Origin of the sequence: Candidatus Palauibacter sp. (genome assembly GCF_965222475.1) — a bacterium.
GTDB lineage: Bacteria > Gemmatimonadota > Gemmatimonadetes > Palauibacterales > Palauibacteraceae > Palauibacter.
Map to the genome: position 1 here is coordinate 1,095,865 of NZ_CBDCUB010000001.1, position 20,484 is coordinate 1,116,348.

General features: G+C 71.8%; 15 protein-coding genes. 2 read left to right on the forward strand and 13 right to left on the reverse strand.

Going from position 1 to position 20,484, the window contains the following annotated elements:
- Nucleotides 1-4: 4 nt before the first annotated feature.
- From coxB to trxA, 13 genes are all read right to left on the reverse strand, one after another.
- Nucleotides 5-958: a cytochrome c oxidase subunit II gene (coxB, locus tag ACOQPP_RS04930; protein WP_420635932.1), complete on the reverse strand. Its 954-nt coding sequence runs from the start codon at nucleotides 956-958 to the stop codon at nucleotides 5-7.
- A 229-nt stretch (nucleotides 959-1,187) separates the two neighbouring features.
- On the reverse strand, nucleotides 1,188-2,219 hold the full coding sequence (msrP, locus tag ACOQPP_RS04935) for a protein-methionine-sulfoxide reductase catalytic subunit MsrP (protein WP_419166354.1): 1,032 nt from the start codon (nucleotides 2,217-2,219) through the stop codon (nucleotides 1,188-1,190).
- Nucleotides 2,220-2,389: 170 nt separating this feature from the next.
- On the reverse strand, nucleotides 2,390-3,985 hold the full coding sequence (gene purH, locus ACOQPP_RS04940) for a bifunctional phosphoribosylaminoimidazolecarboxamide formyltransferase/IMP cyclohydrolase (protein ID WP_419166353.1): 1,596 nt from the start codon (nucleotides 3,983-3,985) through the stop codon (nucleotides 2,390-2,392).
- Entirely contained in the window at nucleotides 3,986-4,654 is a 669-nt protein-coding gene (gene purN / locus ACOQPP_RS04945) for a phosphoribosylglycinamide formyltransferase (protein WP_419166352.1), read from the reverse strand.
- Nucleotides 4,647-6,032: an L-seryl-tRNA(Sec) selenium transferase gene (selA, locus tag ACOQPP_RS04950; RefSeq protein ID WP_419166351.1), complete on the reverse strand. Its 1,386-nt coding sequence runs from the start codon at nucleotides 6,030-6,032 to the stop codon at nucleotides 4,647-4,649. The genes purN and selA overlap by 8 nt, the downstream gene beginning before the upstream one ends.
- The gene (locus ACOQPP_RS04955; RefSeq protein WP_419166350.1) at nucleotides 6,029-7,519 is read right to left on the reverse strand and encodes an Ig-like domain-containing protein; all 1,491 of its coding nucleotides are present in this window, start codon (nucleotides 7,517-7,519) and stop codon (nucleotides 6,029-6,031) included. The genes selA and ACOQPP_RS04955 overlap by 4 nt, the downstream gene beginning before the upstream one ends.
- A gap of 98 nt (nucleotides 7,520-7,617) precedes the next feature.
- Nucleotides 7,618-10,317 carry a valine--tRNA ligase gene (locus ACOQPP_RS04960; protein WP_420635933.1) on the reverse strand — a complete coding sequence of 900 codons (2,700 nt, stop codon included), beginning with the start codon at nucleotides 10,315-10,317 and terminating at the stop codon, nucleotides 7,618-7,620.
- Nucleotides 10,318-10,447: 130 nt separating this feature from the next.
- Complete coding sequence (locus ACOQPP_RS04965; protein ID WP_419166348.1) at nucleotides 10,448-11,323, reverse strand: hypothetical protein; 876 nt, start codon at nucleotides 11,321-11,323, stop codon at nucleotides 10,448-10,450.
- Complete coding sequence (locus tag ACOQPP_RS04970) at nucleotides 11,320-12,633, reverse strand: asparagine synthetase B (protein WP_419166347.1); 1,314 nt, start codon at nucleotides 12,631-12,633, stop codon at nucleotides 11,320-11,322. Before ACOQPP_RS04970 ends, ACOQPP_RS04965 begins: the two co-directional genes overlap by 4 nt.
- Nucleotides 12,633-14,423 (reverse strand): hypothetical protein, encoded by a 1,791-nt coding sequence (locus ACOQPP_RS04975; RefSeq protein WP_419166346.1) that lies wholly within the window; start codon nucleotides 14,421-14,423, stop codon nucleotides 12,633-12,635. Before ACOQPP_RS04975 ends, ACOQPP_RS04970 begins: the two co-directional genes overlap by 1 nt.
- Before the next feature lies 1 nt (nucleotide 14,424).
- Complete coding sequence (locus ACOQPP_RS04980; RefSeq protein ID WP_419166345.1) at nucleotides 14,425-17,790, reverse strand: hypothetical protein; 3,366 nt, start codon at nucleotides 17,788-17,790, stop codon at nucleotides 14,425-14,427.
- On the reverse strand, nucleotides 17,783-18,631 hold the full coding sequence (gene rsmI / locus ACOQPP_RS04985) for a 16S rRNA (cytidine(1402)-2'-O)-methyltransferase (protein ID WP_419166344.1): 849 nt from the start codon (nucleotides 18,629-18,631) through the stop codon (nucleotides 17,783-17,785). The genes ACOQPP_RS04980 and rsmI overlap by 8 nt, the downstream gene beginning before the upstream one ends.
- Nucleotides 18,632-18,766: 135 nt before the next feature.
- On the reverse strand, nucleotides 18,767-19,105 hold the full coding sequence (gene trxA / locus ACOQPP_RS04990; protein ID WP_419166343.1) for a thioredoxin: 339 nt from the start codon (nucleotides 19,103-19,105) through the stop codon (nucleotides 18,767-18,769).
- A 204-nt stretch (nucleotides 19,106-19,309) separates the two neighbouring features.
- On the opposite strand from trxA, the gene mce reads away from it, so the two are divergent.
- Together mce and ACOQPP_RS05000 are read left to right on the forward strand one after the other, a co-directional pair.
- Nucleotides 19,310-19,744, forward strand: coding sequence for a methylmalonyl-CoA epimerase (mce, locus tag ACOQPP_RS04995; RefSeq protein WP_419166342.1), 435 nt, complete (start codon nucleotides 19,310-19,312; stop codon nucleotides 19,742-19,744).
- Nucleotides 19,741-20,484 carry a TIGR04283 family arsenosugar biosynthesis glycosyltransferase gene (locus ACOQPP_RS05000; RefSeq protein WP_419166341.1) on the forward strand — a complete coding sequence of 248 codons (744 nt, stop codon included), beginning with the start codon at nucleotides 19,741-19,743 and terminating at the stop codon, nucleotides 20,482-20,484. Before mce ends, ACOQPP_RS05000 begins: the two co-directional genes overlap by 4 nt.

Below are 20,484 nucleotides of genomic sequence, written 5' to 3' on the forward strand. Positions count from 1 at the left end.
GCCGTCAGCGGAGTGCGCCGAGGTAGGCGACGAGCTGCCGGATCTGCGCGGGGTTCAGCACCACCTCGGGCATGAGGTTTCCGGGCTTGACGTGGTCGGGCGAGTCGAGCCACCGCGTCAGGTTGGCCGGGGTGTTCTCCAGCACGCCCGAGGCGATCGTGAGCCGGCTCCCGAAGTGCGTGAGATCGGGACCGAACCGATCCGCGGCGGACGTTCCCCGTACGGTGTGACAACCCACGCAGGCGTTCGACATGAACACCCCCTGCCCCGCTCGCGCCTCCGCGTCGGCCGGCGTCACCGCGTCGGCGGCGTTCTCCCGCGTCCAGCGCTCGAAGTCCGCGGGCTCCTCCACGATCACGCGCATCCCCATGAGGGCGTGGGCGGTGCCGCAGAACTCGGCGCACTGTCCGTGGAACACGCCCACGGAATCCGGGCGGAACCAGAGCTGGTTCTCCCTCCCCGGCATGAGGTCGCGCTTCCCGGCGAGCCGCGGCACCCAGAACGAGTGCATCACGTCGGCCGTCCTCAGGCGCAGATCGACCGTGCGCCCCACCGGAACGTGCGCTTCGTTGGCCGTCACGATGCCGAGTTCCGGGTAGCGGAATTCCCACCACCACTGGCGCCCGATCGCCTCCACGACGAGCGCGTCGGGGTCTTCGGTGGACCGGTCGACGAGGAAGATCGTCCGCATGGTGGGGATCGCGATGGCCACGAGGATGAGCGCCGGCGCGAGCGTCCACGCCACCTCCAGCAGGACGCTCCCGTGGATCTCCTTCGGCCGCGGGCCGCCGGGCCGCTGCCGGAAGCGCACCAGCGTGTAGACGAGGATGCCCTCCACGACGACGAAGACGCCTGCCGCCCACCAGAAGATCTGGTCGAACAGGCGATCGAGGAGCGTGGCGGCGTCCGAGTTGGGATGCAGGGCGGACTGCGGATATTCCCCCCCACAGCCCTGCACGGCCAGCATCCCGAAAACAAGCACGACCGCTGCAAACGCGGGTCGTCTCAAAGATCTATCTATGTACGTTCGGGCAATGTATTGATCGGGATCGGGCGCTGCGATCCTGCAACGCACGCGGGACGGTAGCCGGGAGGGGGGGGCGGGTCAACCATGACGCGGCGATGCCCCTGCCGCGGGGCGGCGGGACCGCCCCGCGGCAGGGAACGGGCGCTGAAACGCCCCCCGGTCAGCGCGCGTGCGGGACATCTCCCACCGGCGTCACCCGACCGCCGTAGAGGTCGGCGACCCACTCGCCGTACCCGTTGAAGGGCAGCGTCGGGATCCGCGTCCCGGTACCGACGATCTCCTCCTGCGCCTGCGACCAGCGCGGGTGCGGCACGCCGGGATCCACGTTCGAATAGAAGCCGTACTCGGCAGGTGTGGAGGTATTCCAGAACGTGGGCGGCTGCTCGGCCGTGAAATCGATCCGGACGATGCTCTTCGGACTCTTGTACCCGTACTTCCATGGCAGGTGAATCCGCACCGGCGCCCCGTTCTGCTTCTGGAGCGGGTGGCCGTACATCCCCGTCACCACGAAAGCGAGTTCGTTCATCGCCTCGTCCATGCGGAGAGCCTCATGGTACGGCCAGGGCCACCAGGTCATGGACTTCCGGCCGATCGCCTGCTCGGGTCGGTCGAAGGTGACGAACGCGACGTACCGTGCGCTGCCCCTCGGCTGCACCCGTTCGACGAGCCGCGCCAGGGGGAAACCGATCCACGGGACGACGACGGACCACCGTTCCACGCAGCGGTGGCGATAGATGCGCTCCTCAAGCGGGAAGGCGCGTTCCAGTTCGACCAGATCGTAGACCCCGGGATTGTCGACCAGGCCCGCAACCTCGATCTCCCACGGGCGGGCCTCGAAGGGGGCGACGTTGCGCCACACCCCGTCCTTGTCCGTGCCGAACTCGTAGAAATTGTTGTACGTGGCCACGATCTCTTCGGGCGACACTTCCCCGTGGCGCTCGCCGGGGGTGAATCGCGGATCGTTCATCGCCTCCGGATAGAGGTCGGCCGTCGGCGTGTCCGGGATGTTGTCGAGCGGGCCGCGCTCCCGGGCTTCAGCCGCCCGGCCGGTCCCGCACGCCATGGAGGCGGCGGCGAGGACCGCCCCGCCGCCCATGCGGGCGACGAACTGCCTGCGGTCGAGGTAGATCGACTCGGGGGTCACGTCGCGCTCCCTGAGCCGCCAGCCGGGGGGGATGTGGATGTTCGCCATGGAGCTTCTCCGTTTCCGTTCCGTGCCCGGATGGTCCCGGCCCGGGCGGCGGGCCTTCGAACCATCCATCATTCCACTATAACCGATTCTGCGTCCGCGTGGTTCCCCTTCCCCCATCCGGCCTCCCGCCGGCCCCCGGCCGGAGGGCGTCTCGTCCGTGAGACCGGCGGTCAATGGCGGAAGAGTCGTCGCCCGGTTAACACCATCGCCATGTCGTGCTCGTCGGCCGCCGCGATGACTTCCTCGTCGCGTCTCGACCCTCCGGGCTGGACGATCGCCGCCACTCCCGCCGCCGCGGCGGCATCGACGCCGTCGCGGAAGGGGAAGAACGCGTCCGAGGACAGTACCGCACCCGCCACGTCCAGCCCCTGCCCCCGGGCTTTCCGGATCGAGAGTTCCACCGAGTCGACCCGGCTCATCTGCCCCGCGCCGATTCCGACCGACGCCCCGTCGCGGGCGAGGAGGATCGCGTTCGACTTCACGCTCTGTATGGCGGACCAGGCGAACGCGAGGTCGTCCCACTCCGCGTCCGTCGGCGCCCGCTCCGTGGGCACCCGCGCCTCGCGGACCACATCACGCGCCGGCCGGGGGGCCGTCTGGACCAGCACGCCCCCCCGCACACCGCGGATCTCGACCCCGTCCCGGAGGTGGCCGGCCGCGTCGAGGGCCCCGTCCCCCTCCGGTTCGAGGATCCTGAGGTTCTGCTTCTCCCGCAGGACGCCAAGCGCGCCATCCGAGTAACCGGGCGCGACGACGCATTCCACGAAGTTCCGGGACAGGGCTTCGGCAAGCGTCCGCGTGACCGGCTCCGTGAACGCGAGGACCGAGCCGAAGGCCGAGACGGGGTCGCACGCGAGCGCCTTCTCGTAGGCTTCGAGAGAGGTCGTCCCGATGGCCAGCCCGCACGGCGTCGAGTGCTTGAGGATCGCGCACGCGGGGCGCTCGCGGGCGACGAAGGGCGCGATCGCGGTGAGGGCGCCGTCGATGTCGAGTATGTTGTTGAACGAAAGCGCCTTCCCGTGGAGCTGGCGGAGCGCCGGGATCCCGCGCGGCGGGCCTGATCCGTTCCGGAAGAACGCCGCACCCTGATCCGGGTTCTCCCCGTAGCGCAGCGTCTGCACGCGGACGAGCGACGCGACGGCTTCATCCGGGAATGCGACCGCCGGACCGTCGGCGGACTCCGCACGCGACAGGTAGTCCGTGATCGCCGCGTCGTAGCTCGCGGTGTGGCGGAACACCGCCGCGGCGAGTTCGCGCCGCAAGTCCGGCTCCCGGACGGAATCCCTCGCATCGAGCGCGGCGAGCACCCGCTCGTAATCGGCCGGATCGCACACCGGCCAGACCGAGGGGTGGTTCTTCGCCGCGGCCCGGAGCAGCGTAGGGCCCCCGATGTCGATCTGCTCCAGCGCCTCGCCGAATTGCACGCCTTCTCGCGCGATCGTCTCCCGGAAGGGGTACAGGTTCACGACCACGAGATCGATCGGCGCGATCCCGTGGGCCGTGAGCTGGGCCGCGTCCGCGGCCACGGGCCGGCGCGCGAGGATGCCGGCGTGCACCGTCGGGTGCAGCGTCTTCACGCGCCCCGCGAGCATTTCCGGGTGGCCGGTGAGTTCACTCACGCCGCGGACCTCGAGCCCCGCTTCGCGCAGCGTCTTCATCGTCCCGCCCGTCGACACGATGCCCCAGCCGCGCGCGATCAGCCCGGCACAGAACTCGGCGATACCCGTCTTGTCCGAAACGCTCGCGAGCGCGATCGGCTTCCCCACTCAGCCCTCCCGGTTGAAGAACCTCTCCGACTCGAACCATGCCCGAGACCAGCGCACCCGGCCATCCGCGGCCAGGCGGACCGTCCCCGACGCCAGCGCCTCGACCGCCGCGGGAAGCAGCCGGTGCTCCACCTTCAGTACCCGGGCCGCGACGGACGCCGGAGTATCACCCTCCAGCACCGGCACGGGCCACTGGCAGAGGATCGGACCCCGGTCGTATGCCTCATCGACGAAGTGGACCGTCGCTCCGGTGACGCGGGCGCCGGCGTCCACGACGGCCCGGTGGACGTGGGCGCCGTACATGCCCTTGCCCCCGAAGGACGGCAGCAGCGCCGGATGGATGTTGAGGATCCGTCCCCAGTGGGCCCGCACGACCCCCTCCGGGATGAGCTTCATGTAGCCGGCAAGGACGACGATGTCACTCCGCCAGCCGGCCAGCGTCCGGAGCAGGAACGTCGCGTCCGCTTCGTCGCTCCGCGCCGCCGGCAGCACGGCCGACGCCACCCCCGCGCGGCGCGCCCGCTCGAGCACTCCCGCGCCCGCCCGACTCGCGATGACGCCGACCACCTCGCGGTCGGTCGCCTCCGCCCGCTGGAAGCGGCCGACGAGCGCCTGGAAGTTGCTCCCGCCCCCGGACGCGAGGACCGCGATGCGGACGACGTCAGGCACCCTCTCCTCCCGCCGTGCGCACAAGCGCCCGCCGGAGGACATCGGCGGCCCGAGCCGCGTCTCCGTCCGGAAGGGTGCGCACGTCGACCATGAAGGCCGCGCGCTCGATGCGGCCGATGAGCGGAGGGTCGCCCGCCCGGCACGCCGCGGCGAGCCGGTCGACGTCCACTCCGGTGACGATCCAGCCCGCCGACGGGATCGCGAAGCCCGGGAAGGCGCCGCCGCCCACCATGGCCTCGGTCCGGGTGACGCTGACCTGGGCGCCGCTGCCGGCCGGCGCCTCGAACCGGACCGCCGCGGCCCGCGCCTCCACTGCCTCGACCGGTTCGCGAAGCATCCGGAGCGCCGGGATGCGCCGGGCCGCGAGATCCGGATCGCGGTACAGCATGAGCGTCGCCTCGAGCGCGGCCAGCGTCGTCTTGTCCACGCGAAAGGCCCGCAGGAGCGGGTTGCGCCGCAGCCGTGCGATCAGCGCGGGGTCTCCGGCGATGATCCCGGCCTGAGGCCCGCCGAGCAGTTTGTCCCCGCTCCACGTCGCGAGATCGACACCGGCCGCGAGAGATCCCCGCACGGTGGGGCCGGATGGGAAACCGGGAAGCAGGTCGCCGTCGAGCAGCCCCGACCCGAGGTCGTGCGCGAGCGGGATCCCGCGATCCCTCGCGAGGGCGGCGAGCGTCTCGAGAGGAGGCCGGGCGGCAAACCCCTCCACCCGGTAGTTCGAGGGGTGGACCCGGAGGATGAGGCCGGTGCCTTCGCCGATCGCCGCCTCGTAATCGGCCACGCGCGTTCGGTTCGTCGTGCCGACTTCCCGCAGCCGCCCGCCGCTTCGGGCCACGACATCGGGAATCCGGAAGGTACCCCCGATCTCGACGAGTTCGCCCCGCGACACCAGCACGTCGCGATCCCGCGCGATCTCGTTCACGACGAGCGAGACGGCCGCCGCGTTGTTGTTCGTGACGATCGCCGCGCCGGCTCCCGTCAGTTCGCACAGCAGGTCGGCGCAGTGGTCGTAGCGCGAGCCGCGCCGCCCCGTCTCGAGCGCGAATTCGACGTTGCCGTAGCCCGCGGCCTCTGCCTGAGCGTTGCGGGCCTCCTCGGCGAGCGGGGCGCGGCCGAGGTTCGTGTGAAGGACAACCCCCGTCCCGTTCAGCGCCGATTGCAGTGAGGGTCGCGCCCGCGCCGCCAGATCACCCTCCGCCGCACTGAGGATCTCGGCCAGCCGGTCCCGCCCCTCCCCGGACCGCGCGCGTGCACCGTCCAGCCCCCGTCCCAGGGCGTCCTTTACGGTCTCGCGGCCATAGCGGTCGATCCAAGCCCCGACGTCGGGTCGCTTGAGGAGGGAGTCCATGGACGGGAGCCGGCGGCGCGGATCGCTCATGCGCGGCGTCTCCCGACCCTCCGGTCACACGCCGTCTCCGGCACGTTCCCGTCCGGCGGGTTCCCCCTGGCGGTGTCCGGCGGAGCCCCCAGCGTGTCCCGTGGCAGCCCCAGCGTGTCCGGCGGAGCCCCCAGCGTGTCCGGAGGCACACCCAGCGTGTCCGGAGGCACACCCAGCGTGTCCGGCGCCGCGGCGGCGGGATCGACCGCCGCCCCGAGCGTATCTCCCGCGGCCGGTTCCGCCGACACCTCCGTCGAGTCGGCGCCCGTCGGCGTCGAGTCGGCGGGCGGCGGGAGCGGCTCGGCCACGAAAGACGTGTCCCCGCCCCCCACGAGCCGGCGAACATTCACCACGCCCGACACCGATACCAGGTGCGTGGCGGAATCGAGCGCCGCCGCCAGCCGCACGGTGATGAACCGCGACGGGAGTATCGGCTCCTCCTCCGTCGAGTCGGCCACGGCCGCCGCGGAGTCCCCCGCAGGCGGTTCGACCGCGGCGGAGTCCGCCACCGCCGCGGAGTCCGCCACCGCCGCGGAATCCGCCACCGCCGCGGAATCCTCGCCCGCGACCGAGTCCAGAGCCGCGCTGTCCAACGGGAAGGCGACCGCATCAGCCGAGCCTACCACGGCCTCCACGACTTCGAGATCCACGCCCGCAGCCGAGTCGCGGATCGCGATCACGGGCTCCCCCGGCTGGGGGTTGAGGAGGTAATCGTCGAACTCGAGCTGAACGATCTCACTGCCCGCGACCACGGCGCGCGCGAGGAGAGGCGGCGTGGTGTCCGGCGGCAGGACGACGAAGTGGAGTTCCCGCAACGAATCCGGGCTCGCCGTCACCAGAGCGCTGTCGTGATTCTCGATCTCTCGATCCGGGACGAGATTCCGGTTCCGGTCGATGAACCCGAACGCCTCGTATTCTCCCGGCGGCAACCCCCTCGCGACGAACTCTCCCACGCTGTCGGTGACGGCCCCGTACGGGATCGAGTCCGGCTCCGCCCAGAATATCACGCGCCCCTCCTGTTGAGGCTGCCCCGTCAGCCCATCGATGATCGAACCGCGGACGCGCGCCTCCGGGATCGCGGATCCGGTGGAGAAGCAGAACTCGGCCACGCCCTCCATCCGGTTGCGCAGCAGATCCGCGATCCCATCGGCCGGGATCGAATAGCAGTAGCTGACGCTGTCCCTCCAGCCGTCCTCGGGCCTGAGGCGAAGGTCCGAGAAACCGGTCTCCGCCTCGTAGACCTCCATCGGCGAGACGAACATCTGCCGCGCGATGTCGTTCGGGATGCGGACGGGCTCATCGAAACGGAACTCCAGTTGCCCATCGAAATCGACCACGACCGAGTCGGGCGCCGGTACAATTCGCAAGATGGAGGGCGGCACTTCGTCCGGCCGCGTACCGGGCGGGGGCATCTCCCGCGCGCAACCAAGCAGGATCAGCCCCGCCAGGATCCCGGCCGGAGCCCGGCCGTCGACCGCGAGGGTCACGCAGCCGCGCACCACCCGACCCCGGACCCCGCGAGGCGCCCTCCCCGCCGCCGGGCCCGAACCTGGCCCCTCCACGGATCGCCTTCGCCGGATGAGGGTCACACCGGCGACCCCAGCGACCGAAGCTTCTCTTCGAGTCGTGCCCGTTGTTCATTCAGCGAGACGAGTTTCTCCCGCTCCCGCTCGATCACCTCCGGCGGCGCGTTGTCGAGGAAACCCCGGTTCTCGAGTTTTCTTCGACTTCCCGCGAGGAGTTTGACCGCCCTCTCCATCTCCTTCCCGATACGCTCGCGTTCCGCCTCGACATCGATCACGCCCTCGAGAGGGATGAAGAGTTCCCCCCCCGCCGGGAGCACCGCATGCGCCCCCGCCCCCGTTGCGACCCCTCCCTCTCCGGTCGCGCCGCGGCCCCGCTGAATGGAGGACAGACCCGCGAGGCGCGAGGCGCTCCCCTCCTCCTCGGCCAGCGCCCGTTCGAGCCCGGGCGACGGCTCCGTCAGCCGGACGGGCACCCGCGCGCCCTGCGCGATGCCGTACTCCGCACGCAGCATCCGGATCGCGCCGATGAATTCCTGCAGCGCCTCGATCGCCGCGTCCGCCTCCGGGTCGCACCAGTCGTCGGGATAGCCCGGCCAAGGTCCGGTCACGAGCGAACCAGCGGCCCCGGCGTCCGGGAGGCGGTCGGCGATCGCCTCCGTCACGAAGGGCACGATGGGGTGCAGGAGCGACAGCCAGCCACGCATGACGAGCGTCAGCGTGCGCCCCGCCTCCCGGGCCGCCTCTCCTCCCTCGACCAGTCGGCGCTTGGAGAGTTCCAGATACCAGTCGCAGAAGTCGCCCCATACGAACGCGTGGCCGGTCTCCGCGGCCTCGTGGAGCCGGAAATTCTCGTACGAGGCGTCCATGTCCCGTGCGAGTCCGGCCAGCCGACTCAGGATCCAGCGGTCCGCCAGCGCGCTCGCGGGCGGGGCTTCCGGTGAGACATCGGCCCGGGCGTGCGGCAACGCGAAGCGGGCCGCGTTCCACATCTTGTTCGCGAAGTTGCGTCCGGGGCGGAACGCCGCCTCGAGATTCTCGTAGTCCAGCTGGATGTCGGTACCGAGCGGCGAACCTCGAACCAGGGTGAAGCGCATGGCATCCGCGCCATACGCATCAACCACTTCGAGTGGATCGATGCCGTTACCCAACGACTTCGACATCCGGCGTCCGAGGTGGTCCCGCACCGTCCCGTTGAGGAGGACATCGGAGAAGGGCAGCCCGTCCATGAACTCGAACCCCGCCATGATCATGCGGGCGACCCAGAAGAAGAGGATCTCGGGCGCCGTGACGAGCGTCGCCGTCGGATAGAACGCCTCGAGATCGTCCGTTCGCTCCGGCCAGCCAAGCGTCGAGAAGGGCCACAGCCAAGAGCTGAACCAGGTGTCGAGCACGTCCTCGTCCTGCCGGAGTTCGCCCTCGCAGGCGGGGCAGGCGTCCGGGTCCTCCGTCGTGACGACCATCTCGCCGCAGCCGGGAGCCTCGCAGTACCACACGGGGATCCGGTGCCCCCACCACAGCTGCCGGCTGATGCACCAGTCGCGGATGTTCTCCATCCAGTTCTGGTACACCCGGCCGTAGCGCTCGGGGTGGAAGCGGAGTTCGCCGCTCCCGTACGCCGCGAGCCCCGGTTCCGCGAGGGGCTTCATGCGGACGAACCACTGCAGACTCAGGCGCGGTTCCACCACGGTGTCGCACCGGTAGCAGCGGCCGACGGAATGCGCGTGGTCCTCCACTCCGACGAGCCAGCCCCCCGCCTCGAGGTCCGCCACGACACGGTCGCGCGCCTCGAAGCGGTCGAGCCCCCTGTACGCCTCCGGCACGGCGTCGTTCATCGCGCCCCCATCGGTCATCACGTCGAGAGCTTCGAAGCCGTGACGTCGTCCGATCTCGAAATCGTTCGGGTCGTGCGCGGGTGTCACCTTCACTACGCCGGAGCCGAAGGCGGGGTCCACGTGGGAGTCGGCCACGATCCGCAGGCGGCGCCCGACGAGCGGCAGTTCCGCCTCCTCTCCGACGAGATCGCGATACCGCTCGTCGTCCGGCGACACGGCGAGCCCCGTGTCGCCCAGCATCGTCTCCGGCCGCGTCGTCGCGACCTCCAGGTGCCCGCCGGCGGCCAGGGGCAGGGGGTACCTGATGCGGAAGAGCCTGCCGTCCAGGTCGCGGTGCTCCGCTTCCTCGTTGGAGAGCGCCGTGCGGCAGCGCGGGCACCAGTTGATGATGTAGCGGCCCCGGTAGATGAGATCCTTCTCGTACAGCCGCACGAAGACCTCGCGCACCGCGTTGGAGAGCCCCTCGTCGAGCGTGAACCGGGTCCGCTCCCAGTCGCAGGTGCAGCCGATGACGCGGAGTTGATCGATGATCCGCCCTCCGTACTCCTCCACCCACTGCCACACGCGATCGACGAAGGCCTCGCGTCCGAGATCGAAGCGGGTGAGCCCCCGCTCGCCCAGTTGCCGCTCGACCACGTTCTGGGTGGCGATCCCCGCGTGGTCCGTCCCGGGTACCCAGAGGACGTCGAACCCCTGCATCCGCCGCCGCCGGATGATCACGTCCTGCAGCGTGTTGTTGAGTCCGTGTCCCATGTGGAGCGCCGCCGTGACGTTGGGCGGCGGGATAACGATCACATAGGGCCGCTCGGCCTCCTCGGCCGGGACGTGGAAGAGGCCGTCCTCGACCCAGCGGTCGTACATCGGCCCCTCGAGCCCGGCAGGATCGTAGCGGGAAGAGAGTGCGGTCCGTATGGGAGAGTCACCCAAGAGGCGGCTCCTGACTGGGGGTTGCGGATCGTCGAGAGAACGTCGGAACGGCGGGGGCTCAGTCTAACGGGGGTTGGACGGGTGCGGAACCGGGCCCATGCCCGCCGCCGTTCCCCACCCCGGGCCGCGTTCACGGAGGTCCGCGGACCCGGAGCGTGTCCCCGCGGCGGCGACGCAGTTCGTCCTCCGTCCGTTCCCGCATGCGGGCCCGCGCCTCCTCCGCCGCAGCCTCCACGTCGGCCCGCAGGTCCTGGAGCTGGATCGCGGTCAGATCCCGGATCGCCTGTTCGAATGCTCGCCGCTGTGGGCCGGTGGGGGCAAAGCCGATCGGAATCGGGATCGTGACGCCGCCGAGGTGGATCCCCTGCGGAGAGATCCCCCAGCGCTCGCCGTCGCGCTCGAACGTCCAATCCATCGCCCGCCGCTGCAGGTCCGCCTCGAGTTCCAGACTGTCGAGCCAGTCGCGCAGGATCGCGCGAACCGCGCTGTCGGCCCGCGCGAACCGCACGAGCCGCTCTCCGATCAGGCGCGGCGACTTCGGATCGAACCAGAGACGCCGGTCGCTGAAGCGGAGGGTCAGGCGCGAGGCGTTCGTCGTCCGCTCGCCTTCCGGCCCCACCACCGGGCGGGCGGGCAGGAAGAGGGTGGGAACGCCCGGCAGCGGATCCCGCTCCTCCGCCTCCTCGGCCTCCTCCTCGGGCTCTTCCGGTGCGGGCTCGGGCTCCGGCGGCGGCGTTTCCCGGGGCGGGACCGGCTCCGGCCTGGGATCCTCCGGCGAGAGCGCGAGTTCGGTCGACGCGATCTCGACGACGACGAGCGCGTCCGGGGCCGGGACGGTTTCCACCGGAGGGAGGGTGAGCCGGAGCGAATCCACCCGCACGCCGCCCGCCAGGAGGACGAACAACAGGTGGAGGAGGATCGACGCGCCGAACCCGGCCGCGAACGTGCGGCGCTGCAGCCGGTCGCGCTCGCGGCGGCGGCGCGTCACGCCGGAGGCGCCGTTCATGTGATCAGCTTCTTCTTCTTCGCCGCCGGGAAGAGGACGTTGTTCAGGATCAGCCGATAGCCGGCGGAGTGCCGGTGGAGGTCGAGATCCGTCGGGGCGTCCCCGATCAGGTGTCGCGGATCCTCCGGATCGTGTCCTCCCAGATACGTGAACGTGCCTTCCCCGAGGTTTCCGTGCAGGTACTTGACCCGTCCCCTCGCCTCGTCCTCGGCGAGCACGGTGACACCCGGCTGGAGACGCTCCTCGCGGAAGGTGGTCGTGAGACCGTAGAAATCGGGCAGTACGCGCCGGTGGTTCTGCGTGAGCATGGCGGGCACGGGATCGAACTTGGCGCTGAACTCGAACAGCGAGAAGCTCCCGAGATCGACGCGCCACGGCGTGTTCACCTGATGCCCATCGATGTCGCTGAAGGCGCTCAGCGTGGGGTCCGTGATGAGCACGGCGTCGCGGAAGGCCAGCGCGCCGTCCCAGTGAAGCTTGTCGCTCGCCGCCGCGTCCGGAGGCGACCCGTCGGCGAACGAAGCCGCAATGTCGGTTCCCGCGGCCGCGAGCGCGAGTTCGAGCGTCTCCGTCGCCGTGCACATGGCGAAGAGGAAGCCGCCCCCCTCGACGTATTCCCGGAGGCGGACGGCGACCGCCTTCTTCAGCGCGGGCACGTTCGGAAAGCCGAGTTCGCGCGCGATCGTCTCGTTACGCGTGACCTCCTCCTGCAACCATGCCGACGAGGCGTACGTGAGATAGAACTTCGAGTACTGCCCGGTGAAATCCTCGTGGTGCAGGTGAAGCCAGTCGTAATTTTCGAGTTCCTCGGACAGGACCTCCCGGTCCCAGATCTGCTCGTACGGGATTTCCGCGTATTCGAGCGCCATCGTGACGGCGTCGTCCCAGGGTGAGCTGTTCGGGGGCGTGTAGACGGCGATGAGCGGCGCCTTCTCCAGGGGTACGGTCTCCATGTTCCGGGTCTCGATCTCGCGGCGGATCCTCGCCACATCCGCACCGCCGAGCGTCTCCACGGTCACGCCCATGAGGGCGGCCTTCCGGCGGTTGTCGGGGAGATCCGACACGAGGAAGGACCCGGCCCGATAGTTGAGGAGCCACTCGGCGGACTGGCCTTCCGAGAGGATGCCGAACGCATACCCGTACGCCTTGAGATGGTTCTCCTGCTCCCGGTCCATCGGGACGAGGAGTTGCCCCGCAACGTCCGGCGGCGCCGCAAGGAGGAGCAGGCCGGCCAGCCAGATGCGCCACGGGAGGCTCCTCGGCCCGGGCCCGCGGGCGGAACCGGTCCACCGGACGGGGGTCGGGGGCATCAGAGGCCTCCACCGAGTTCGGTCAACAACCGCCGCGCGATCGGCGCCAGCGCACTTCGGGGATACTCCACGATGAGATGTTCGAGCCAAACGGCGGCCGCGGCCGCGGGGGCCGCGCGCGCGAGGTCGAGGAGCGCCGCGGGGGCTTCGGGGCTCCCGGGGTGACGCTCGACGATCCGCCGGCGCAGCCCGTCCGCGATTTCCGCGCGCCCGGCCGCCGCCGACGCGTCGGCCAGGAAGGCGAGGGCCGCGGGCCGGCCTTCCGACGCGGTCGCACCGGCCAGCGTCCGGAGGGCCGGGCCGGGATCGAACGCCTCCGGCGAGCCGAGGAGCCCGAGCGCGGCGGCCCCGACGATGCGCGTCTCGGCCGAGTCCGCCGTCTGCACGAGCGTGAGCAGCGCGAGGCGGCGCGTCCGTTCGGCCGCATCGATTCCCGGGTCGCGCACGCTGCGCCTCGCCCGCTCGCGTGCCGAATCGCGACGCCCCGCGTAGAGCGACAACCGGGCCGCCGCGGCGTCGAGCGGCCCGGTCCAGGCGACGCGCAGCCGCGCGCGCGCTTCGGCGAGGACGGCCTCCCCGGCCGCCAGATCTCCCGCGCGCGCGTGGCCGATGGCCAGCTCGCCCCGCATCGCGGCCTCGGCGGCCGCCGAATCCGGGTACTGCCGCAGGTACCGGGCGAGCACGTCGGTCGCTTCGCCGAGCGATGCGGGGTCCGCCGAGAGGAGACCGAAGAGCCGGCGCGAGGCGGCCTGATGCGGGGCGTCACCCGGATCGCTTTCCCGCGTCAGAGTTTCGAGGGCCCACCGCGCCGAACCCGAGTCGCCCGCCGCCAGCGCCTGCTCCGCGGCCAGGGCCCGCCAGCGGAACCGGTCCACCGGACGGGGGCTGAGTCCGGCCAGGAGCCCCGCCGCCCAGGCGACCTCGCTCGAGAGTCCGGCTGCTTCGGCTTCCCGCGCGTACTCCCGCAGGAACGCCGCGTCTTCGGCCTCGCCGACCCCGCGCCCGCCCTCGGCCAGTTCGCGCGCCGCCGCGGCCCGACCCACGCGGAGGGCGACGATGGCCCCGGCGCGCGCCGCGTCGTCCGTGCGGCCTCCGAGTTCGCCACGCAGCCGGTCGAAGTAGGCTTCTCCGGCCTCGCCCGCCGCCCGGAGGCCCCGCTCCACGTCGTCGGTGGCTGGCGGATCCAGCGCGAGCAATCCGGCCCACGCCGCCGCGAGCCGTTCGGCATCGCCCATGGCGAGGAGGAGGTCGGCGAGACGGCCGAGCACCTCCCCCTGAGGCGCCGCCGCGTCCCCCAGGGTGCGCGCCGCGGCGGCGGAATCACCGTCCGTGAGCTGCACATCCGCGCGGGCGAGCCGGGCCCCCGCGGCGCGGGGCGCCCGCTCGAGCCAGCGGCCCGTCACCGCGAGCGCGGAGTCGAGCAGGCCCGCCCCGGTCAACGCGCGGACCCACCAGAACCGCGCCACCTCGTCGTCCGGCGCCGCGGTGACCGCGGCTTCCGCGTAGGTCACGAGGTCCCTCGCCTCCCCCGCCTCGAGTGCGATTTCGCCCAGCAGCGCGAGGGCGGCCGGCGAGGCCGGGACCCGGTCCAGGTGTTCGCGCAGTGCCGCCGCGGCCTCGGCGGGCCGCCCCGCTTCCCGGAGCCTCTCGGCGCGGGCCACCGTCCGCTGCTCTGACGCCGCGGCCGCCTGCGCGGCGAGTGCGGTTTCGCTCGCCGCCGGGCCCGCCGAGAAAGCCAGAAAAGCCACGGCCGCGCGGACGCCGAAACTCCGCAGGGTCCCGCAGATCACGTCACGGATCCCGTCGCGCTCCGCCGTCCGCCGGCGGCACGCGGTTCAGCCGGTCGAAGTACTCGAAGATCAGCGAGCGGTAGAAGAGCGGCAGCTCCCGCAGGAGCGCTTCGGCCGGGAGCGGGAAGCGCCGCCCCCGCAGCAACTCGGGGTCGATCGGCGGGGGCGCCCGCGGCTCCGCCGTCGCCTCCCTCGATTCCCTCTGGTTCGGGTCGAGGTCCCCGTCCTCGAGCGACCGGCCCGCGTCCAGCATACGCCGGAAGAGCTCCCGCTGGCGTTCGAGCGTCTCCTGCGACGGCCCCTGCAGTTCGAGCTCGCGGGAGAGTTCCGCCGCCTCTTCCGCCAGCTCTTCGGGGCGCCCCAGCAGGTCACCTTCCGGGTCCTCCAGCTGTCCCAGTTCTTCGGCGATCTCCTCTTGGCGGCGCGCCACCTCCTCCCGGCGGCGCTCTTCCCCCGCCGGACGGGGACCGGGCACGAGGAGCGAACTCGTCTGCTGCGTCACCGACTGCTGTTGCTGGGCGAGCTGGTTCATCTGCTCGGCCGCGTCCTGCCCCGCCGACTGCTGTTGCGCCGCCCGCGCCGCCTCTTCGCTCGCGAGCAGGTGTCGAGCAAGCTCGTTCAGCGACTCCTGGATCGCCTCGGCCTCGGCGCGCGCCGGCAGACGTCGCGCGCCGTCTTCAGCCAGCCGCTCCAGCAGTTCATCCATCAGTTCGGCCGCCTCGCCCGCCGCCGCCCCGGTGCGCTGGTCGAGCATGGCGGCCTCGTTCCCGGCCTCGGAGAGCCGCTCGACGAGGTTCTCGAGCCCCTGACGGACCGCGTTCTGCTGTGCCCGCCAGGATTCGGGATCGGCCGTGTCCTCCCCGCGCGTCGCCTCGGACAGACGGCCCTCCTCCTCGGCCAGTCCGAGCGCCTCGCTGCGGGCGCGGGCCAGCGATTCGACCGCGGCCTCTCCCTGCTCGCCGCTCATCTCCTGCTGCGAAGATCCGAGCGCCCCGGCCGCCTGCTCGAGCGCTTCGGCGGCCTCTTCCGCCGCCTGCCGTGCAGCTTCGCCGACCTCGCTCCGGCCGCCACCGCCGGCCTCCGCCGACTGGTTCTGCGCTTCGGCCATCTTCCCGAGCGCTTCCTCCGTCCGTTCCCCGGCGGCACGGGCCGAGTCGGCGGCGGCCCCCCGTTCGGCCGCGGAAAGCTCCTGCTCCAGCTCCTGCAGACGCTCCGCCAGCGCCTCCGCCTGCTCGGCAAGCGCCTCCTGTTCCCGCTGGAACGCCTCGGCGTCGGTCTCCCGGGCCACTTCCCTCTGTTCGCGGGCCAGGTCGTCCGCGTTCGCCTGCGCGGACTTCATCGCCTGCTCGAGCGCGGCCTGCTCCAGCATGCCCAGCGTCTGGTCCACCTGTTCGCGGAGGGCCTCGTAGTCGTCAGCCAGCTGTTCGAGCGCCTCCCGTACCGCCTCCGGGTCGAGGTCACGCAGCGCTTCGGCGAGGGCTTCGATCTGGTCGTCGAGCCCGCTCTCGGTCAGTTCCTCGTACCGTTCCGCCAGCCGCTGCAGCTGCTCCTGCAGCGCGGGGTCCGAGAGCGGCGAGGCCTCCAACTCCTCCCGCAGCGACTCGAGGTCCTCCGAAAACTCCCCGAGTTCCTCCTCCGAGCGCCGGGCCTCGTCGAGCACGCTTCGCGCCTCCTCCGTGGCCTCGAAGCGGACATCCTCGCTGTCGTCGCCGGCGGCGTCCGTCTGGCGAGCCGCATCCGCGGCGGCCTCCGCCAGCGCCTCCATGGCTTCCTCCAGCTCCTGCCCGGCGTCGGACAGCGCCTCGGTCTGTTCGGTACGCTCGTCCCGAATCTCCGTGAAGGTCGGGACGCGCAGCAGGAAGGTGTCAGACACCGCCGGGCCCCGCCGCGGATGTACGTCGAAGGCCTCGAACCGATAGAAGAGGGTGTCCCCCGGGAGGAAGGATTCCGCACTCCGGTCGAGCAGATGGCGGAAGACCGCTCGTTGGGCGCCGGCCGGTTCCGGGGACAGCGGCTCCCGCCGTTCCGCGACCTCTTCGCCCAACCCCGAACGCCAGCTGCGGAGGAACGCCCGCTGGAGCCCGATGTCGTCCTCGATGTCGACGATGATCGGCATCACCCGCTCGTAGCCCAGCGTCGTGTCGGGAGCGGGGTAGAGAAGGTGGATCCGCGGCTGGAGGTCCGGGACGAGGAGCACCCGGATCGGATCCGGGACGATCTGCTCCCCGAGCGAAGACGACGCACGCATCTCCCACGCCCAGGCACCCGTCCGCTCCGGCACCCATGTGGCCGCAAAGCGGGGTCCCGACACGTCGAGGGGGATCCGCGGGCCCTCCTCCTCTTCATTCCCGGCGGCGGGCTGCCAGAGGAGGGCGCCTCCGTCGAGCGGGAGGTTCGCTTCTCCGCTCAGCCGCAACCGCGTCCCCTCGGGAACCACGAGCGGCGGGACCTGGCCCCGGTACGTCTCCGAACCGCGGCCCAGATAGGCTGGATACTCGAGGATGACCTGGAGGTCCTGCACGAGGAGCGGCTCCAGCGGCCGGACGTGCAGGGTGTCGCGCGACGGACCGTCGTCGTCCTCGACCCACACCGTCACGGGCGATACGACGCGGCCGGTGCGGCCCTCGGCCGAACCCGCCGCGGAAACCTCGAGCACCCGCCGCTCGAGTGCCCGGCCGGCGGCGCGCCACACCAGGGTCACGCGGTCCCGCCCCACGGCCGAGATGACGACGGTCGCGGGTTCGCCGCGCGGTACCCCCGCCGCGCCGTCCAGGCCGAGCGGCGGAAGCGGAGCCGGAAAGGCGGTCCGCCAGGGCGCGCTCAGCGCGAAGGCGGCGGAGAGCGTCGGCTGCGGCCGCAGGAGCCCGGCCAGCGAGAGCGCGACGAGCGTGACCGCCACGGAGAGGCCCGACCGGCGCGCTCGCCGACTCCAGCCCGGCCCCGTCACCGGGAGCAGCCGCCGGGGCGCGACGCGCCCCAGCGCCCCGGACACGCGGATGCGGTGGAGCGCCGCGAGCCCGCTCCCGCCCCGCCGCACCGAGCCCTCCAGTTCGAGCGCCACGCGCACGTCGCCCGCCCCCAGGCCGGCCGCCGCATCGGCCTCCTCCGCAACCTCGCGCGGGTAGAGCGCGAGCCATGCTCTGCGGCCCAGCCAGGCCAGCGCGGCCACGCCGGCCCACAGCACGAGCGCGAGCGCGAGCGGAACCAGGGACCCGCGACCCTCGCGCACCGACGCAGGCAACATGGACAGCACGAGCACCAGCGACCCGACCAGCGTGATCGCGGCGGCGGCGGCCGTCGCGGCCGCGCGTGCCCGTGCCGCCAGGCACACGGCGGCCAGCCGTTCGAAGCCGAATCCGTCAGTCATCCGAGGGCGTCCCTTCGACCCGCAAGCTCACGCGATAGGCCTCGTTCCGGCTCAACCCGCATTCCGCGGCTAGGCGGTCGGCGACCTCGCGCCGACGCAGCCCTGCGCGCGACAAATGTCGCGCCTGTTCCATGATGACCGCCAGATCGGGCCCTTCGTTGCCCGCCGGCGCACCGGCGAAGACCAGCGTCACCTCACCCCTGGCGGTCCGGCTTGCCCAGTCCGTTGCCAGTTCCGCCACCGAACCGGCGATGATTTCCTCGTGGAGCTTCGTCATTTCTCGGCATACGACCGCGTGCCGCTCCGACAGGCCGGCGTGCGACAGTTCCTCCAGGAGGGCGCCGACCCGCCCCGGCGCCTCGAAGACGACCGCGGTGTCGGGGCACGCGCGGAGGTCGTCGATCCACGCGGCGCGCGCCCTGCCCCGCCGCGGGACGAAGCCGAGAAACAGGAAGCGGTCCGCCGGCAGACCGGAGACGGACAAGGCCGCCAGAATGGCAGATGGCCCCGGGATCGGGCACACGTCGTACCCCGCCTCGCGTACCGCGGCGAGCGCGCGTCGCCCCGGGTCCGACACTGTCGGCGTCCCCGCGTCCGAGACGAGGGCAACGGACCGGCCGGACTCCAGATGTGCGAGGAGTTCGTCCACGCGGGAGCGCTCGTTGTGCCGGTGGAGCGACCGGAGGGGGACGTCGGCCTCCAGCCGCGCGAGCAGGGTACCGGTACGCCGCGTGTCCTCGGCGTAGCACACGTCGGCCGTACGCAGGATGTGCGCCGCCCGACCCGGCATGTCGTCCAGGTTGCCGATCGGCGTCCCTACCACATAAAGGGTTCCCGTCACGACGCGCGTTCCTCGCTTCCCGTTCACCGCCCGACGCGCCCGCGCCCCCCGGAGCCAGGCCGGCCGCGGGGGGCGCGAGGTCTCCTCTGTGCGGCGAGCAGCCGGTCTCGGCCGGCGGCGGCAAGACGACGACTGCTAGGCGTGCTCGAGAATCTTGTTCTCGAGCGAGGTCCGCGGGTGCGCACCCACGATCGTATCCACGACCTCCCCACCCTTGAAGAAGAGGATGCTCGGAATCGAGCGGACGTTGAAACGGAACGCAGTCTGCGGGTTCGCGTCGACGTCTAGCTTCCCGATCTTGACGCGACCCGCGTACTCCCGCGCCAGCTCGTCGACGACCGGCCCCACGAGACGGCAAGGTCCGCACCACTCCGCCCAGAAATCCACCATAGAGAGCCCCTCGGCCGCTTCGATCTCGTCCGCGAAGTTCGCGTCCGTGATTTCGACGGGTCCGCCATTCCCTGCGTCAGTCATTCAGATCTCCCCCCGGCATCCGGGTCCGTGTATTCGTTTCGTCCATTCCGTGCCCCCCTCACCGCCTCCACCCCGGCACCACGGGCCTCGCTGGCTCCGGTTCCGTCTCGCGGGTACGTTCCCGGACGCTCGGCCCGACCCGGGTTCGGCGGCCCGAGTCCTCGACCTCGGTACCATGCGATACAAGGAGGGGTTCCCGGCCGCGTGAACGACCGCAATGAGTCTCCGGAAGCGCCCATAATCGATCACGTCGGAATCGCGGTCAACTCGCTCCGCGAGGCCGCCGCGCGGTGGTCCGCCATCCTGGGTGAACCTCCGGCCGGAGAGGAGACCGTCCCTTCCGAGGGGATCCGCGCCGCCTTCTTCGGCGAGGGGCCGGCCCGGGTCGAGCTCCTCGCGCCGCTCACGCGCGAATCGCCCATCGCCCACTTCCTCGAACGACGCGGCCCCGGCATCCACCATCTGTGCGTGCGAGTCGCGGACCTCGAGGCCGCCGTCGAGCGGGCCGAGCGCTCCGGAGCCGAGGTGATTCCGCCGCGCGTCCGGACCGGCGCCGGCGGGGCCCGCATCGCCTTCCTGCACCCGCGCTCGGTCGGCGGCGTCCTCCTGGAGATGCGGGAGGATCCCGCGGCCGGGTGACCCGAGATCGAGGGCGAGCCGCGGCGGAAGCCGGGACGGGAGGACACGCCGGGCCGGAATTCTCCGCCATCGTCCCGACCCTGGACGAAGAAGCACAACTCGAAGAAACGCTCCGGCGGGCGAGGTGCGCGCTCGGGCCGGAGACCGAGTTCATCATCGTCGACGGCGGCAGCCGGGACCGGACGCCGGAAATCGCCGCGCTCTACGGGCGGCTCCTGATCGCCCCGCGCGGCCGGGGCGTTCAGCTCGCGGCCGGGGCGCGGGAGGCGACGGGAAGGGTCCTCGTGTTCCTGCACGCGGACACGTGGCTCCCGGAGGGAAGCGCGGCGGCGTTGCGGGAGTCCGTGCTGGCCGGCGCGGGCGCGGGGTGCTTCCGGTTCGCCCTGCACCCGCGGGCACGCGAGGTGCGCTACCGAGTGCTCGAGTGGGGCGTGAACTGGCGCACCCGGCGCTTCCGGACCGCGACGGGAGACCAGACGATCTTCGCCTCGCGCGGCGCGTACGACGCGTGCGGCGGCATCCCCGCCCTTCCCCTCTTCGAGGACGTAGCGTTCGTCCGGGCCGTGCGCCGCGTGACCCGGTTCGAGCCGCTCACCGAGGCGGCCCGCACGTCGAGGAGGCGCTGGGAAGGCGCCTTCCTGCGCACGATCGTGCGGCACTGGGGCCTCCGGGCGGCGTTCGCGGCGGGCGTGAACCCGCACCGCCTGAGCCGCTATCACGAGCGCGGGGCCCCGCCGTAG

Excerpts from the sequence above, each read along its gene's own strand:
- ACOQPP_RS04970 (WP_419166347.1), bottom strand. The coding sequence starts at position 12,633 with ATGCCCCCGACCCCCGTCCGGTGGACCGGTTCCGCCCGCGGGCCCGGG.
- ACOQPP_RS04980 (WP_419166345.1), bottom strand. The coding sequence starts at position 17,790 with ATGACTGACGGATTCGGCTTCGAACGGCTGGCCGCCGTGTGCCTGGCG.
- trxA (WP_419166343.1), bottom strand. The coding sequence starts at position 19,105 with ATGACTGACGCAGGGAATGGCGGACCCGTCGAAATCACGGACGCGAAC.
- msrP (WP_419166354.1), bottom strand. The coding sequence starts at position 2,219 with ATGGCGAACATCCACATCCCCCCCGGCTGGCGGCTCAGGGAGCGCGAC.
- selA (WP_419166351.1), bottom strand. The coding sequence starts at position 6,032 with ATGAGCGATCCGCGCCGCCGGCTCCCGTCCATGGACTCCCTCCTCAAG.
- ACOQPP_RS04965 (WP_419166348.1), bottom strand. The coding sequence starts at position 11,323 with ATGAACGGCGCCTCCGGCGTGACGCGCCGCCGCCGCGAGCGCGACCGG.